Origin of the sequence: Streptomyces sp. NPDC053079 (assembly GCF_044546695.1) — a bacterium.
Classification (GTDB): domain Bacteria; phylum Actinomycetota; class Actinomycetes; order Streptomycetales; family Streptomycetaceae; genus Streptomyces.
In genome coordinates, this window is record NZ_JBITZJ010000003.1 from 554,003 (window position 1) to 570,070 (window position 16,068).

A 16,068-nucleotide genomic window follows, 5' to 3' on the forward strand; every position below is an offset into this window, starting at 1 on the left:
CCAGGGCCTGCAGCTCCAGTGCGACGGCGTCGCGCATGGTGGAGGTGGGCGCCTTGATGGAGATCGGCTCGTCGTAGATCACCGAGAAGTAGTGGCTGAACAGCTCGGTGATCATCAGGGCTTCGCTCCAGCCGTCGACGATCTCGTGGTGGAAGCCGTAGGTGAACTGGAAGACCTCGTCCTCCAGCCGCTGCACCATGAACCGGATCAGCGGGAACTCGTGCAGCTCGAAGCCGCGTTCCTTCTCCCGCTCGATCCACTCCTCGACGCGTGCGTCCTGTTCCCGCGCGCTCAGGCCGCGCAGGTCGCGGTAGTGCAGCGGGTTGTCGAACTCGCGGTGCACCAGCTGCAGCGGCCGGCTGAAGCGGCCCATGTCGAAGGAGGTGCGCAGCATCGGGTGGCGCTCCACCAGCTGGTGGACGACCATCCGCATCACCGCGAGGTCGAAGGGCGCCCGCAGCCGCACGGAGGCGATGGCGTGGTAGACCGCCGACTTGGCCGCGAAGTCGCGGTGGAAGATCATCCCTTCCTGCAGCAGGTTCAGCGGGAAGGCGTCCTCGACGTCGGCCGGCATCATCGCCCGGTCCTCGTCCGATATCAGTGCGAAGGGCTCGGTGACGGGTGCGGCGGGCAGGTCCTCGCGGGCGTCCAGGTGTGCGGCGCAGGCGCGGACGGTGGGGTGGCGGTGCAGGTCGGCCACGGTGACGTCGACGCCGCGGGCCTGGGCCCGGCTGGCCACCATGACGCTGCGGATCGAGTCGCCGCCGAGGACGAAGTAGTTGTCGTCGATGCCGACGCGCGGGACGCCGAGGACCTTCGAGACGGTGGCGGCGAGGATCTCCTCGGTGGCGGTGCGGGGCGCGACGTACGCGGCGCTCTCCCGCGCCGGTGCGTGCGGCCTCGGCAGCGCGGCCCGGTCGACCTTGCCGTGGCCGGTGACCGGCAGGGCGTCGAGGGTGACGAACACGGACGGCACGAAGTGCTCGGGCAGGTGTTCGCGGCAGTGCGCGGCGAGCTCCGCGTGCGCGGGGGCGGGGGTGCCCGGGGCCGGGACGACGTAGCCGACGAGCGTGCGTTCGCCGGCGAGCGGCGACGAACGGCCCGGGTCGTCGTCCAGCCGGGCGACGACCACGGCCTGGGCCACGCCGGGGTGGGCGGCCAGGACGCTCTCGGTCTCGGCCGGCTCCACGCGCACACCGCGGATCTTGACCTGTCCGTCGGTGCGGCCGAGGTACTCCAGCAGGCCGTCGGCGCGGCGGCGTGCCAGGTCGCCGGTGCGGTAGAGCCGGCCGCCGTCGGGCGGGAAGGTGCTGGGGAGGAAGCGTCGTGCGGTGGCCTCCGGCCGCCGCAGATAGCCGTCGGCGACGCCGGCGCCGCCGATCCACAGCTCGCCGACCACGCCGTCGGGTACGGGGCGTCCGCGCTGGTCGAGCACGTGGACGGTCGTGTTGGCGATCGGGCGGCCGATGGGCACCGGTCCGCTGTGCGCGGTGGTGTCGTCGACGACGTGCGCCACGCTGCCCACCACGGTCTCGGTGGGGCCGTATTCGTTGACGACGCGGGCTCCCCCGGCGCGGAACAGCTCCAGGCTCTCGGCCCGCAGGGCCTCGCCGCCGACCACCAGGGTGCGGACCGCGCCGCGTACGTCCTCGGGGGTGAGGAGCTGATTGATCACGTCGAGGTGGGTGGGGGTGAGCTTGACCAGCGTGAGGTCCCGCGCGGTGCGCAGGGCGCCGATCAGGCCGGTCACCCCGGCGCTCTCGGAGAGCATGACGACCTGCCCGCCGGCGATCAGCGGTCCGAACAGGCCGGTCAGGGTGAGGTCGAAGCCGATCGAGGTGTGGACGAGGGCGCCGGTGCCGCGGTCCAGCTCGTAGGCGTCCGCGCACCAGTGGAGGTAGTTGGCGAAGGCCCGGTGCGGGACGCACACGCCGTTGGGCGTGCCGGTGGTGCCGGAGGTGTAGAGGACGTACGCCGGGTCGCCGGGCGCGGTGGGGATGCCGGTCGGGGTCGCGGGGTGCTCGGCGATGCGCGGCCAGTCGGCGTCCAGGGCCACGGCCCGGGCGGTGCCGGCACAGACCCGGTCCCGTACGTCGGCGGTGCACAGCAGCACGGACGCGCCGGTCTCCCGGAGGGTGAACTCCAGCCGCTTGCGGGGGAAGCCCACGTCGACGGGGACGAACGCCGCCCCGGCCTTGAGCACGCCGAGGAGGGCGACGAGCAGCTCGGCGGACCGGCCGACCGAGACCACGACGCGCTCGCCGGGCCGTACGCCGAGGCCGGCCAGATGGTGTGCCAGCCGGTTGGCCCGTTCGTCGAGCCCGGCATAGGTGAGGACGTCCTCCCCCGCGCGGACCGCGACCGCTTCCGGCCTCCTCGCGGCGCATTCGGAGAACAGCTCGTGCACGTTCTTCCGGGGATATTCGACGCGTGGTCCGCGGCCGGCTTCCCGGATGTCCCGTTCGGTGTCCGGCGACAGCATGCGAATGTCGCCGACAGCCCGCTCGGGCGCCTCGACGGCGCCGCGCAGAATACGGGTGAAGCAATAGGCGAGGTTCTGCTCGAAGGCCTCGTCGACGCGGGCTTCGTCGTATCCCAGCTCCATGCGCACCGTGCCGTTGGCGCGCCGTGCGGTCAATCGGATCGGAATCGGGGAAGCGGCTTCCTGGCGGACGGTGGTGAACACGACGTCGGAGCCCTTGAGCGGGGGTTCGGCCCGCCCGCGGTCGAATGCGAAATACGGGCCTTCGCGCCCGCTGTCCAGACCGCCGAGCAGCTCGGGGTCGCAATGGTCGAAGCGCTCCTCGCCCTGGGCGACGAGCGCGTCCAGTGCGGTCACGCACGCGGCGAACGGCAGGTCGTGGCCGATCTCGTGGATGAGCGGGACGTCGCGCTCGAAGGCGCCCACGGCCGAGCGGAGCTCGGGGTAGGAGCGGCCGCCGCAGGTGAGCGCGACCGGCAGGGTCCGCTCCCCCGCCAGGCGCCAGAGCACGACGCGGAACGCCGCGTGCAGCACCGTGTCCGGGTCGACGGACAGCCGCTCCGCGACCCGGCCGACCCCTTCGGTCACGTCCGCCGGCAGCTCGAACTCCGCCACGCGCCAGGTGCCCGGCACGGCGCCCTCCAGAATGACGCCGGGCGGGGGCCCGTCGTCCGCGGTGGTCGCGTGGCCGGACCAGAACGCCCGGTCGGCGGCGGCGTCCCCGTCGGTCAGGAGGTCGTTGTGCCAGGCGGCGAAGTCGGCGTACTGCAAGGGCGACGGCCGGTCGGCCGATCGGTCCTCCCGGTCGTAGGCGGCGAGGATCTCCTCGGTGAGCAGGCGCAGGGACGCCCGGTCCGCGACGAGCGCGTGCGCGGTCAGCACCAGCACCGCGCGGCGGTCGTCGACATGGGCGAGGGCGGCCCGGAAGACGGGGCCGCCTCGCGGGTCGAGCCCCTCGCGCTCGGCGCGCCGCAGCGTCTCCAGCTCGGGGCCCGAGCCGTCGGCGCAGGAGGCCGGCAGCGTCACCGTGGCCAGGGGGACGTCGCCGGGGTCGTGGACGACCTGGACCGGTGCGGTACGGCCCGCGAGGCCGGTGAACGTCGTCCGCAGCGACTCGTGGGCGGCCGCCGCCGAGGTGAGGGCGGCGCGCAGGCGCGAGGGGTCCAGCGGGCCTTCCACGGTCACGGTGGACTGCGTGAAGGAGTCCTTCCGGCCACGGCTCAGCGTGGCCCATAAGTGGCGTTGCTGAGGCGAGACGCGGTAGCCGGAATTCGCCGTCTCCGTCACGATCCATCTCCCTTGGCGCGTTGTGTGGACAGCAGCGCTGAGCACGCCCCGGGCATGCCGAGGCAATTCACCGAGATCTGGCACCATGAAGCGTCCGGCGCACGGAGCAGGGGCGACCGGGACACAACTTTTTTGGGGAACAACGCACCGTTATGAGGGTGCGCCCGATTTTTCTCGAGAGCCGGCGCCCGTTGAGCATTCGGCGCCCGACGACCGGAGGACGCTATTCGGCCCCGGTCGTTTCCGACTCTACCACTCGAGCGATAGGCGTTACAGGGTTGTTTCTCAACCAAATGTCCTTCAAGCAGAGGAGGTTGGGCATCGCCGTGAAATCGGCGAAGGGGACGTCGATTCCGAGGTCGTCGGCGACGCGGTCGAGGAAGGCGATCGCGTCCTTGTCGCCGACGCCGTCACGGAAGAAGCGCTCGGTCATCCCGGCCGGCGGTGCGCCCAGCGCCTCGGCCCACAGCCCGGCCAGCCGCCGCTCCACATCGTCCGAGGGGGGCGGGGCCCCTTCGGGCAGCCACGGGCAGTCCTCGGGCGCCGGCAGCAGGTCCGCGGGATCGGCGCCCGCCGCCCGGGCGGCCACGGCTCTTCGGATCTCCGCGGGCGGCCGTCCGATGAGCACCGTCGGCATCCATCCGGCCGGCAGGCTCCCGCGCACGCGCTCGCGCAGGTCGTGGGCGAGGGGACCCGGCGGGTCCCCGGCCGCGACATACGCGACCAGCTCGCGCACCCGCAGTCCGGTGCCGGTGCGGCGCTGACGGACCATCACCAGCGCGGCGTCCACGCCCCCGGCCGATTCCAGCGCGCGTTCCACCCGCCCGACGTCGATCTGCCGGCCGCCGAAGACCGTGCCGGCCCGCTCCGGCGCCGGGACGGCCTTCAGAGCGGACACGCGCACGGCGGGATCGGCGAGCACCTCGCGCAGCACCGCCCGGTACCGGTCGGCCCAGGCCCGTGCCGACGCGGCGTCGAACAGGCGGCCGTCGAGGATGACGTGGAACGGGATGAGCCCCGTGCCGTAGTCGTAGACGTCGAACGACAGGTCCGCGATCCACGGCACCCGGTCCGTACCGTCCTCCACGGGTTCCAGCTCCAGCTCCGAGACGGCGATGTCACCGGCGAAGTCCAGGACGGCGGGCGGGAGGTTGTGCAGGTCGAAGCCGATCTGCTCCAGGGGATGGGGGTGCAGCTCCCGCGCCGGGTCCATGCGCTGGACCACTTCCGGGAACGGCAGCCGCTGGTACTCGTGGGCGGTCAGCCACTCCTCGCGCACGCGGCGCAGGACCTCGAGGAAGTCCGGGTCGCCGGACAGGTCGCCGACGAGGGCCAGGTAGTCGGAGAACGGGCCGGTCATCTCCTGCACGGCGAGCCCGTGCCGTGCGGCGACGAGCGAGGTGGTCACCAGCCGCTCGGCGCCCCCCGCCCGGCCGACGAGACAGTGGAAGGCCGCCAGCAGCACGACGTACAGGGTCATGTCCCGGGAGCGGGCGAACGCGCGCAGTTCCTCGCTCAGCGCGGCGTCGAGTTCCTCGTCGACGACGAAGCAGTCCCGCCGGCGGTCCGGCGGGCGGGGGCGGTCCAGGGGCAGCTCGACCGCGGCCAGCCCCGCCAGCCGGGCCCGCCAGCGCTCCGCCTCCGCCGCGGTGCGGGCCTCGTTCCACCACCCGCGCTGCCAGATCGCGTAGTCGGCGTACTGCGCGACAGCGGCGGCCGGGGGCGCGGGACGTCCGTCGCTCCCGGCGCGGTAGAGCGCCATGAGCTCGTCGTTGAGCAGGGTGGTCGACCACAGGTCGGCGGTGATGTGGGGGATCCCCACGAGCAGCAGGTGGTCGCCGGGCGCCATCCGGATCAACGCCAGGCGCACCGGGGGCCGTTCGTCCAGGGGGACGGGCGTGCACAGCGCTTCCTCGCCGATCCTTACGGCCTCGCGTTCGCGGTGCTCCCGCGGCAGCCCGCTGAGATCGATCAGCGGCAGCGGGTCGCGTGCCGGTTCCTCGACCACCTGCACCGGCTCCCCTCCGACGACGGGGTACCGGGTACGCAGGCACTCGTGGCGGCGGACGAGTTCGGCGTAGGCGCCGCGCAGGGCGGCGGTGTGCAGCGGGCCCGTCAGCCGTACGATCGTCGGCTCGTGGCTCAGCTCGCCGTCGATGCGCCGGTCGTGCACCCACTCCGACAGCTGGCCGGCGGACAGGGGCAACGGGCGGTTGCGGGGTGCGGGTGGGCCGTGCGGGTGGAACCTTGCCGTCTCGGGCCCGGTCGCCCGCGTGCGGGCGATCCCCCTCCCTGGCCGGAAACTCACGAACCTGTCCCTCCGTTCCGTCGTCCTGACGTGCTCGGCCCTGTCGTCACCACTGGATTTTCACCAGTGGGTCGAGCCCCGCCTTCACATGCCGGCCGACGGTCTCGACGGGTACGTACTCCCGGTCGGCCGACAGCGGGATCACCAGTTCGACCTGCGAGCCGTAGCGGATCTGGGAGAAGCGGCGCCCCTGGGTGCAGAACATTCCCTGCCGCTGCCGGAAGGGCGTGATGGAGTCGACGTCGTAGTCGGCGATCTGGACGATCCAGTACGGCCCCCTCAGCCGGGGCGCGTCGACCCTGTTGACCATGCGCTCGTTGTAGTGCAGGTAGCCCGCGTGGGCCGGGTCGATGCGCAGCTGGTCCAGCAGGTCCTGTTCCATGGCCAGCATGGGGCGGTTGAAGGTGCCGATGGGTTCTTTGAGGGCGAACGACAGCCGCCCTCCGTAGGGCATCCGGTTGACGTGCACGTCGAAGAACGTCATGAAGATGCCGATGACCAGGCACCGGTGGTCGAACGACTCGTCGCGGAACGCGGTGGTCAGCGCGTAGGACTTGCCCTTGATGTCGAGGATCGGCTCCCGGGGGCCGACCACCTTCTGGTAGAGGACCACTCCGTCGGCGGGTGAGAAGAAGTAGTTGTGGTCGACGTACGCCGCCCGGGCGGGGTCGCGGAAGAAGTGGTACTGAGAGATCCACTCGAGGGGCTTGTCCTGGTAGGGGACGACCTCGGCCTCGATCCACTCCCTCATCTCCTGGGCCATGACACCTCTCATCGAGCGGGCGACGGGGTCGCTGCGGGCGCGGGGGAACCCATTCCTCGGTCAGTCTCTCGTTCACGTTCTCGTTCAACGAACACAGTGCCGGTGCCTCGTGGCACTGGAACACAGCCGGGCAGGGGCGAGAAAGCCATGGATCCGGTCATATTCGTCGGTCACGTTTCGCCGATCGCGGATCGACGGCGCTCCGTGGGGAAAAATGGCTGATGACACAGGGTCGGCAGGCTCGCGGAGGCGAAGCGGGGGCGCCCGGTCCCGGCGGCCGCAATGGCCGATATCCACCCCCGTCCCACGCCGCGCGCCCGCCCCTGCCACCGGCCCGTCCACCCTTGGAGCGCTGAGTACCGGATGAGCAGCAACCCCGCCGACGCCCCGACTCCCCCACCGCCCGGCGCCTGCAACGGGCCGCCCGTCTCCCGCCGGGAGTTCGACACCCTCTTCGAGGCGCTCCGCACGTGGGGCCGCTGGACGCCCGCCGACCGGGGGGCCTGGAACCGGGTGACCGCGGACCACGTCCGGCGGGCCGCCGCCCTGGTCCGCTCCGGAACCGTCGTCCCGATGGCACGGCCGTGGGACACCGCGCACGCCCCGGACAACACCAAGCCCGCCCTGCACTACATGTCCGACCTCGGCGACGTGGAGCCTCCCGAGCCCTCCACCCACAAGGACTTCATCGGCGTCGACTACCACGGCAAGGGCGCCAGCCATCTGGACGCGCTGTCCCACATCGCCTACCGCGGGCAGCTCTACGACGGCGGCACGGCAGGGGAGCTCGTCGGCGCCGGCGGTGCCCGCTTCGGTGACGTCGCGGCCCTCGGCCCTCTGGTGACCCGGGGGGTGCTCCTCGACCTCCCGGCCGTACGGGGGATCCCCTGGCTGGAGCCCGGACAGGCCGTGCACGCCGCGGACATCACGGCGGCGGAGGCGGCGCTCGGCGTGGAGATCGCGGAGGGCGACGCGGTGCTGCTGCGCGTCGGCCGCTTCCGGCGGCGCCGGGAGGTGGGCCCCTGGAACGCCGACGCGGCCTGCGCGGGCCTGCATGCGCGTGCCGTGCCGCTCCTGGCCGAGCGCGGCATCGCCCTGCTCGGCGGTGACGGCGACAGCGACGTACGTCCCTCGCCGGTCGAGGGCGTCCATTCCCCGGTCCACGCGCTCGCCGTCGCCGCGATGGGAGTGCCGCTGCTGGACAACCTCGACCTCGAAGCCCTCTCCGCCGCCTGCGCCGCGACGGGCCGTCACACCTTCCTCCTGGCCGTGACCCCGCTGAACATCCCCGGTGGCACGGGCTCGCCCGTCAATCCGGTCGCGGTGCTGTGAGGGGCTGGCGGCATCGACGACATTCCCGCAATCCGACGGCCCATCCGGCATGGAAGCCGGAACGGGCCGTAGCATGTCCGAAATGCGGTAGCCGGTCCTGACAGGTCCCGGAGAAGTCTGTGCCCGACACTCCCGAAATCGCCCCTCCCCCAGGCCGAGGCCCCCGGCCTCTCGTCCGCATACGCGGACTCAGCAAGTGGTTCGGCGGCACGCTCGCGCTGGACGCGGTCGACCTCGACGTCCGCTCCGGCTCCGTCCTGGCTCTGCTCGGTCCCAACGGCGCCGGAAAGTCCACCCTCATCAAGGTGCTGGCCGGCATCCACCACCCGGACGCGGGCGAGGTGACCGTCGCCGGGCATCCGCTGGGCACCGAGGCGGCCGCCCGCACCATGTCCTTCATCCATCAGGACCTGGGGCTGGTCGAGTGGATGACGGTCGCCGAGAACATCGCCCTGGGCGCCGGCTACCAGCGCCGCGCGGGGCTGGTGTCCTGGCGGCGGACCCGCCGGCGGTCCGCCGAGGCGCTGGGCATCGTCGGCGCGCGCCTCGACCCGGACGCGGTCGTCGCCGACCTCACCCGGGCCGAACGCTCCCTGGTGGCCATCGCCCGCGCCCTGTGCACGCGCTCCGAACTCATCGTCCTGGACGAGCCGACCGCCAGCCTCCCGGCGGCGGACTGCACCCGGCTCTTCGACGTCCTGCACACGCTGCGCGACCGCGGCCATGCCGTCGTCTTCGTCACCCACCGGCTCGAGGAGGTGTACAAGGTCGCCGACACCTTCGCCGTGCTGCGCGACGGCCGCATCGTCAGCCACGGCCCGCTCGCCGGCTACGCCTCCACGCGGTTGGTGCACGACATCGTGGGCCACGAACCGGGCCGCCACCGCTTCGCCGAGCCCTCGGTGGGGCTGCCCGTCCTGAGCCTGGACGCCGTACGCACCGAGAACGCGGGACCGGTCACCCTGCGGGTGCATCCCGGCGAGGTCCTCGGCATGGTGGGCCTCACGGGCGCCGGGCACATGGAACTGGGCCGTGCCCTGGCCGGCTCCCGGCCGCTCCTGGAGGGACGGGCCCTGCTCGACGGGCGGCCGTACCGGCCGGCCTCGGTCGCGGAAGCCGTCGACGCCGGCGTCGGCTTCGTGACCAGCAACCGTCAGGAGGAGGGCTGCGCCCCCGACCTGACCGTACGGGAGAACTTCCTGGCCAACCCCCGGGCCGCCGGGCTGACGGGCGGGCACTGGATCGGCCCCGGGCACGAGCGCGCCGAGGCCACCGCCCTGATCGAGCGGTTCTCGGTGTACCCCCGGGACAGCGAGGCGCCGATCGCCACCCTCTCCGGGGGGAACCAGCAGAAAGTCATGATCGGCCGGTGGCTCGGGCTGAGCCGGAGCCTGCTGATCCTCGAGGAGCCGACCGCCGGAGTGGACGTCGGCGCCAAGGCGGCGATCTACCGGCTGCTGCGGGAGCCGCTGGCCGAAGGGCTCGCCGTCCTGCTCATCTCCACCGACTTCGAGGAGGTCGCCGGCGTGTGCCACCGGGCCCTGGTGTTCGTCCGCGGGACCGTGACGGTGGAGCTGGGCGGCGAAGCACTCACGGTCACCGCGCTCGCCCGCGCCGCGTCGGCCACGGCCGCCTTCACCGGGACGCCGCAGCGATGACCCCCGCCCCCCGCCCCGCGCTGAGCCGCCGGTTCGGGCACCTCATCGGCGCCTACGGCCTCCTGGGCCTGACGGGCCTGCTGTTCGCGGCCTTCTCCCTCGCCCTGCCGGACACCTTCCCCACGCTGGACAACATCTCCGCCGTCCTGTCCAACCACTCGATCTCCGCCATGCTCGCCCTCGGCGCGACGATCCCCATCGCCACCGGCAGGTTCGACCTGTCCATCGGCTACGGCCTCGGCCTCGCACACGTCCTGACGATGCAGCTCATCGTCGCCGAAGGATGGCCGTGGCCGCTCGCCTGCCTCACGGTGGTCCTGTGCGGCGTGCTCGTCGGCGTCGTCAACGGCGTCGTCGTCGAGTTCGCGAGGATCGACTCCTTCATCGCCACCCTCGGCACCGGCAGCGTCATGTACGCCTTCACCGGCTGGATCACCGGCGGGGCCCGGATCGTCCCCGGCCCGCACGGCCTGCCGCCCGACTTCACCGCCCTCTACGACTCCCGGTTCCTCGGCCTGCCGGTCTCCGCCTTCTACGTCCTCGCCCTCACCGCCGTCCTGTGGCTGCTCCTGGAACGGCTGCCGCTGGGCCGGTACCTGTACGTCATCGGCTCCAACTCCCGGGCGGCCGACCTGGTGGGCATCCCCTGCCGGCGCTACGTCATCCTCGCCTTCGTCGGCTCGGGCCTGGTCGTCGGCGTCGCCGGGGTCCTGCTCGCCGCGCAGCAGCAGATCGGCAACCCCAGCGTCGGCATGGACTACCTGCTGCCCGCCTTCGTCGGCGCGCTGCTCGGCTCCACCGCGATCCGGCCCGGCCGCGCCAACGCCCTGGGCACGCTCGTCGCGGTCACGGTCCTCGCCGTCGGCCTCGCCGGGATCGGCCAGCTCGGCGCCCAGTTCTGGGTCACCCCGCTGTTCAACGGCAGCACCCTGCTGATCGCCGTGGGCCTGGCCGGCTACGCCGCCCGCCGGCAGTTGCGCCGGCGCCGGGCGGAGCCCTCCCGGTCGCCCCACGATCTGTCCAGGGCCGCCCCGTGACCAGGACCGGCCAGGCGTACGGGGTCGCCCTGGTCATGGCGGCCACCGCCCTGGCCGGCTGCGAGCGCGGTTCGTCGACCGGCCTGCCCCCCTCCTCCGCTCCGACGGCAGTCGGCTGCCCGGCCGCCCTGGCCAGGTCCGAAGCGGCCGTCCGGCAGGCCGAGAAGACCGACGCCGCGTGGAACGGCCCCACCGGCGGCCCCCGGGCGGTACCGGGCAAGAGCGTCGTGTACGTCGCCCAGAGCATGACCAACCCGGGTGTCGCGGGCACCGCCAAGGGCGTGGAGGAGGCCGCGATGGCCATCGGCTGGAACCTCCGGGTCATCGACGGCCAGGGCACCCCCGCCGGCATCCAGGCGGCGTTCAGCCAGGCCCTCGCCCTGCGGCCCTCCGGCATCGTCATCGGCGGCTTCGACCCCCGTCTGACGTCCCAGCAGGTCGCGAAGGCCAACGCGGACCGCATCCCGCTCGTCGGCTGGCACGCGGTCGACGCCCCCGGCCCGAGCAGGAACCCCGCGCTCTTCAGCAACATCACCACCAAGGTCGAGGACGTCGCGCGGAGGAGCGCCGACTGGATCATCGTGCACTCCCACGGCGACGCGGGGGTCGTCGTGTTCACCGACGCCTCGATCCCGTTCGCCAAGAACAAGTCCGAGCTGATCAAGAAGGGGCTCGCCGCCTGCTCCGGGGTGCGGCTCCTCGCGGAGGAGAACATCCCGATCTCGGACACCAGCAGCCGCACCCCCCAGGAGGTGTCCTCGCTCCTGTCCCGCTTCGCGGACACCTGGACCCACTCCGTCGCTATCAACGACGTCTACTTCGCCGACGCCGCCCCGGCCCTGCGCGCCGCCCGCAAGAAGGGCGTCGGGCCCCCCTTCAACATCGGCGCGGGCGACGGCGACCCCTCCGCCTTCCAGCGCGTCAACAGCCGGCAGTTCCAGTCGGCCACCGTCCCCGAGCCGCTCTTCGAGCAGGGCTGGCAGATCATCGACGAGTTCAACCGCGCCTTCGCCGGCAGACCCGCCAGCGGATACGTCGCCCCCGTGCACATCTCCACGGCCGCCAACAGCGCCGGGGTCACGGCCTGGGACCCGCCCGGGTTCCGCGCGACGTACCGGAGGATCTGGGACAAGTAAGGGAGGGCGTGCTCAGCGGAACACCCGCAACTCGCCCAAACATGGCCAAATTTCGCCTTGCGCTCGGCCAACCCGGGCACCTTTCAGGACGCTGTAAGGTTAGGCTAACCTTCCCGGCGTGAACGTTGCTGAAGAGACCTCCACGACCAGGCGCCCCCGCGGTCATGAACTGTCGGCCACGGGTGTCACTGTGGCGTACGACGGCGCCGACGTCGTGCACGACGCGTCGTTGACGCTGCGGCCCAGCGAAGTGACCGTCCTGGTGGGTCCGAACGGCAGCGGGAAGTCGACGCTTCTGCGGACCGTCGCGCGCCTGCAGCGGCCGCGGGCCGCCACGCTCGTCATCGACGCCGACACCGACGGCCTCGCGCTGTCTCCCCGCGAGTTCTCGCGCCGCGTGGCCCTGCTGACCCAGGGGCGCCCCGCCCCCAGCGGGCTGACGGTACGGGACGTCGTCGAATTCGGCCGCTACCCGTACCGGGGCCGCTGGGGCAAGGCGGACCCGGACGGCCGGGACGCCGTGGACCGCGCGCTGGCCATGACGGGCGTCGCGGAACTCGCCGAGCGCGGCGCCGAACACCTCTCCGGAGGACAGCTCCAGCGCGTCTGGCTGGCCGGCTGCCTCGCCCAGGAGACCGGCGTGCTGCTCCTCGACGAGCCGACCACCTACCTCGACCTGCGGTACCAGATCGAGCTCCTCGACCTCATGCGCGACCTGGCCGACGACCATGGGATCGCCGTCGGCGCCGTCCTGCACGACCTCGACCAGGCCGCGGCGGTCGCCGACCGGATCGTGCTGCTCCACGCAGGACGGGTCATCGCCGACGGCGACCCCGAAGACGTACTGACACCCGAGCGCCTGACCGACACCTACGGCATCCGCATCGAGGTCGACACCGACCCCCTCACAGGCCGCCTGCGCACCCGCGCGATCGGCCGGCACCACACCAGAAGCGAAAGGCTCAGCACCACCTCATGAGACGCCTCCTCATTTCCGCAGCGGCCGCCACCGTCGCAGCCCTCACCCTGACCGCCTGCGGAACGACCGAGCCCGCCGCCGACGACGAGAAGAAGAGCACCGCCGAGCGCATCTCCCTCACCGACTCCACCGGCGCGAAGGTGGAGCTCGAGGGCCCGGCCAAGAAGGTCGTCGCCACGGAGTGGAACGCCGTCGAGAGCCTGGTCTCGCTGGGCGTCGACCCCGCAGGTGTCGCCGACGTCAAGGGCTACAAGACCTGGGACACCGCCGTCCCGCTCAAGAACGACCCCAAGGACATCGGCACGCGCGGCGAGCCCAGCACGGACACCATCGCCGCCCTGAAGCCGGACCTCATCGTCGCCACCAGCGACCTGCCCGCGGCCGCCGTGAAGCAGCTGCGCAAGGTCGCCCCGGTCCTGGAGCTGCGGGCCGCCGCCGCCTCCGACCCGATCGGGCAGATGACCAGGAACCTGGACCTCATCGCCAAGGCCACCGGCACCACGAAGAAGGCCGACGAGCTCAAGAAGCAGTTCCAGGCGAAGCTCGACGAGGGGAAGAAGGCCCTCGCCGACGCCGGTCGCGCCGGGGCGGAGTACGCCTTCGCCGACGGTTATGTCGTCTCCAACCAGGTCACGATCCGGCCGTACACCAGCGGCTCGCTCATCGGGGCCGTCAACGAGAAGCTCGGCCTGAAGAACGCCTGGACGGTCAAGGGCGACGAGAGCTACGGCCTTGGCTCCACCGACGTCGAGGGCCTCACCAAGCTCGGCGAGAACGTGCAGTTCGCCTACATCGGCAGCGACGGCGACAAGAACAGCACCCCGTTCACCGGCGCCCTGGCGAAGGACTCCGCCTGGACGTCCCTGCCGTTCGTGGAGAAGGGCAACGTCCACCGGCTGCCCGACGGCATCTGGATGTTCGGCGGTCCCCAGTCGATGGGCAAGTACGTCGACGCCGTCGTCGAGGCGCTGAAGAAGAAGTAGCACCATGGCCGTCACCGCATCCCCTCCCGCCACCCGCCCGTCGGCGGCCGCCTCCCGGACAGGCGCGGCCGCGGTGACGGCCGCTCTGGTCCTCCTCGTCGCGGGCCTCGCACTCGTCGACATCACCCAAGGCACCGCCGCCGTCGGCGCTCCCGAGGTCTGGAAGGCGCTCACCGGCCGGGCCGACCCCGCCGACGCCTCCGTCGTCGTCTCCTCCCGGCTGCCCAGAATGACCGCCGGACTGCTCGTCGGGGCCCTGCTCGGCATGGCGGGCGCCGCCCTGCAGGCGGTCAGCCGCAACGTCCTCGCCTCGCCCGACACCCTCGCCGTCAACGCCGGCTCCTACCTGGCCCTCGGCCTGGCCGCAGTTACCGGCGTCTCGCTGCCGCTGTTCGCCTCGTCCGCCGTCGCGTTCGCCGGCGGCCTCGTCGCGGCGGCCGTGGTGCTCGGCCTGTCCGGCCTGGGCTCGGGCAGCGTCCGGCTCGTCCTCGCGGGCAGTTCCCTCACCCTGGGCCTCACCGCCGTCACCGAAGGACTGCTCCTGCTGTTCCCCCGGCAGACGGAGGGCCTCTTCCAGTGGAACCAGGGCAGCATCTCCCAGAACGGGTTCGACGGCGTCCTGCAGATGGCGCCGGTCGCCCTCGCCGGTCTCCTCGGGCTGCTCCTCGTCGCCCGCCGGGTCGACGCCCTGGCCCTCGGTGACGACGCGGCCCGCGGCGTCGGCGTCCCCGTCCGCGCCACCCGGGTCACCGTGGTCGTGCTCGCGTCGCTGCTCTCCACGGCGGCCGTCACGCTCGCCGGACCCATCGGCTTCGTCGGCCTGTGCGCCCCCGCCCTCATCCGCCCCCTCGCCCGCAGGGTCCGCGCGTTCACCCGGGCGCGCGCGAGCCTTCCGGTCACGGGCCTGGCCGGTGCCGTGCTCGTCCTCGGCTCGGACGTGCTCCTGCGCACCGTCGTGCCGGCGGACGTGGCGGTCGCCGTACCGACGGGCGTCGCCACCAACCTCGTCGGCGCCGTGTTCCTCATCGTGATGGCCACGCGGGTCCGGGACACCGCGGGCGCCGCCACGTCCGAACGGCTGCACCTTCGGAGCAGGACCGTCTTCCTCACCACCACGGCCGTCCTGGTGGCCGTACTCGTCGGCGTGACCGTCGCCGCCGTGCTGCTGGGCGACAGCAAGCTGCTGCTCGGCGACGTGGTGAACTGGGCCCAGGGCAGGGCGGGCCGCACCGTCGGCTTCATCCTCGACACCCGCGTGCCCCGGGTCCTCGCGGCGCTCCTCGCGGGCGCGGCCCTCGCCCTGTCCGGGACGCTCGTCCAGGCCGTCACCCGCAACCCGCTCGCGGAGCCCGGCACCCTGGGCGTCTCCAACGCGGCCGCGCTGGGGGCCGTCCTCCTGGTGACGACGGTGCCGTCGGCCGGCTCGTGGGGCCTGGCCGGCGCCGCCTTCGCGGGCTCCGCGATCGGTGCCGTCGTCGTCTTCGGACTCGCCGCGCGAGGCGGGTTCCGGCAGAACCGGCTCGTCCTCGTCGGCTTCGGCATGGCCACCGGGACCTCCGCGCTGATCAGCCTGCTCATCGTGCTCACCGACCCGTTCAACGCGACGAAGGCCCTCACCTGGTTGTCGGGCTCCACCTACGGGCGGACCCTCCCGGACGTCGCGCCGCTCGCGGCCGTGCTCACCGTGGGCGTCTTCGTCGCGGTGCTGCGCCGCACCGAGCTCGACCTCGTATCACTCGACGAGGACACCCCCAGGCTCCTGGGACTCGACCCGGCGCGGGGGCGGCTGGGCTTCCTCGCGCTGAGCGTCCTGCTCAGCGCCACCGCCGTGGCCGCCGCGGGCACGATCGGCTTCGTCGGCCTCGTGGCACCGCACGCGGCCCGGGCCCTGGTGGGCCGCCGGCACGCGAGGGTCGTTCCGGTCGCGGTCCTCCTGGGCGCCCTCCTCGTCTGCACCGCGGACCTCGTGGGCCGTACCGTCATCGCACCGGCCCAGCTGGGCGCCGGCCTGATGACCGCGGTGATCGGCACGCCGTACTTCCTCTACCTGCTGATGCGGGGCCGCCGGTAGGTACGTGCGCCACCGCAATCCGAACGGCGCCG

The 16,068-nt window shown here is 72.7% G+C and carries 10 protein-coding genes (1 of these 10 running past the window's edge); 7 read left to right on the top strand and 3 right to left on the bottom strand.

Annotated features, from left to right (window positions below; all coding sequences use genetic code 11):
- From ACIGXW_RS14720 to ACIGXW_RS14730, 3 genes are all read right to left on the bottom strand, one after another.
- Window positions 1-3,769: the 5' portion of an amino acid adenylation domain-containing protein gene (locus ACIGXW_RS14720; protein ID WP_399573274.1), read on the bottom strand. The gene continues 2,609 nt to the left of window position 1, outside the view; the window shows 3,769 of its 6,378 coding nt (coding positions 1-3,769); the start codon lies at window positions 3,767-3,769; the stop codon falls past the left edge of the window.
- Window positions 3,770-3,992: 223 nt separating this feature from the next.
- The gene (locus ACIGXW_RS14725) at window positions 3,993-5,975 is read right to left on the bottom strand and encodes a condensation domain-containing protein (protein ID WP_399573276.1); all 1,983 of its coding nucleotides are present in this window, start codon (window positions 5,973-5,975) and stop codon (window positions 3,993-3,995) included.
- A gap of 148 nt (window positions 5,976-6,123) precedes the next feature.
- Window positions 6,124-6,840 (bottom strand): phosphatidylserine decarboxylase, encoded by a 717-nt coding sequence (locus ACIGXW_RS14730; protein WP_071967468.1) that lies wholly within the window; start codon window positions 6,838-6,840, stop codon window positions 6,124-6,126.
- 363 nt (window positions 6,841-7,203) lie between these two features.
- Here ACIGXW_RS14730 and ACIGXW_RS14735 point away from each other — a divergent pair, with 363 nt between their 5' ends.
- The 7 genes from ACIGXW_RS14735 (at window position 7,204) to ACIGXW_RS14765 (ending at window position 16,036) form a co-directional block, all read left to right on the top strand.
- Window positions 7,204-8,172, top strand: coding sequence for a cyclase family protein (locus tag ACIGXW_RS14735; protein ID WP_399573278.1), 969 nt, complete (start codon window positions 7,204-7,206; stop codon window positions 8,170-8,172).
- 119 nt (window positions 8,173-8,291) lie between these two features.
- Window positions 8,292-9,830, top strand: coding sequence for a sugar ABC transporter ATP-binding protein (locus ACIGXW_RS14740; protein ID WP_399573280.1), 1,539 nt, complete (start codon window positions 8,292-8,294; stop codon window positions 9,828-9,830).
- Complete coding sequence (locus ACIGXW_RS14745) at window positions 9,827-10,867, top strand: ABC transporter permease (RefSeq protein WP_071967465.1); 1,041 nt, start codon at window positions 9,827-9,829, stop codon at window positions 10,865-10,867. The genes ACIGXW_RS14740 and ACIGXW_RS14745 overlap by 4 nt, the downstream gene beginning before the upstream one ends.
- A 35-nt stretch (window positions 10,868-10,902) precedes the next feature.
- The gene (locus ACIGXW_RS14750; protein ID WP_399573509.1) at window positions 10,903-12,003 is read left to right on the top strand and encodes a substrate-binding domain-containing protein; all 1,101 of its coding nucleotides are present in this window, start codon (window positions 10,903-10,905) and stop codon (window positions 12,001-12,003) included.
- A gap of 118 nt (window positions 12,004-12,121) precedes the next feature.
- Complete coding sequence (locus tag ACIGXW_RS14755; RefSeq protein ID WP_399573283.1) at window positions 12,122-12,982, top strand: ABC transporter ATP-binding protein; 861 nt, start codon at window positions 12,122-12,124, stop codon at window positions 12,980-12,982.
- Window positions 12,979-13,965 carry an iron-siderophore ABC transporter substrate-binding protein gene (locus tag ACIGXW_RS14760; RefSeq protein WP_071967432.1) on the top strand — a complete coding sequence of 329 codons (987 nt, stop codon included), beginning with the start codon at window positions 12,979-12,981 and terminating at the stop codon, window positions 13,963-13,965. The genes ACIGXW_RS14755 and ACIGXW_RS14760 overlap by 4 nt, the downstream gene beginning before the upstream one ends.
- A 4-nt stretch (window positions 13,966-13,969) precedes the next feature.
- Complete coding sequence (locus ACIGXW_RS14765; RefSeq protein ID WP_399573285.1) at window positions 13,970-16,036, top strand: iron ABC transporter permease; 2,067 nt, start codon at window positions 13,970-13,972, stop codon at window positions 16,034-16,036.
- The last annotated feature ends 32 nt before the right edge of the window (window positions 16,037-16,068 follow it).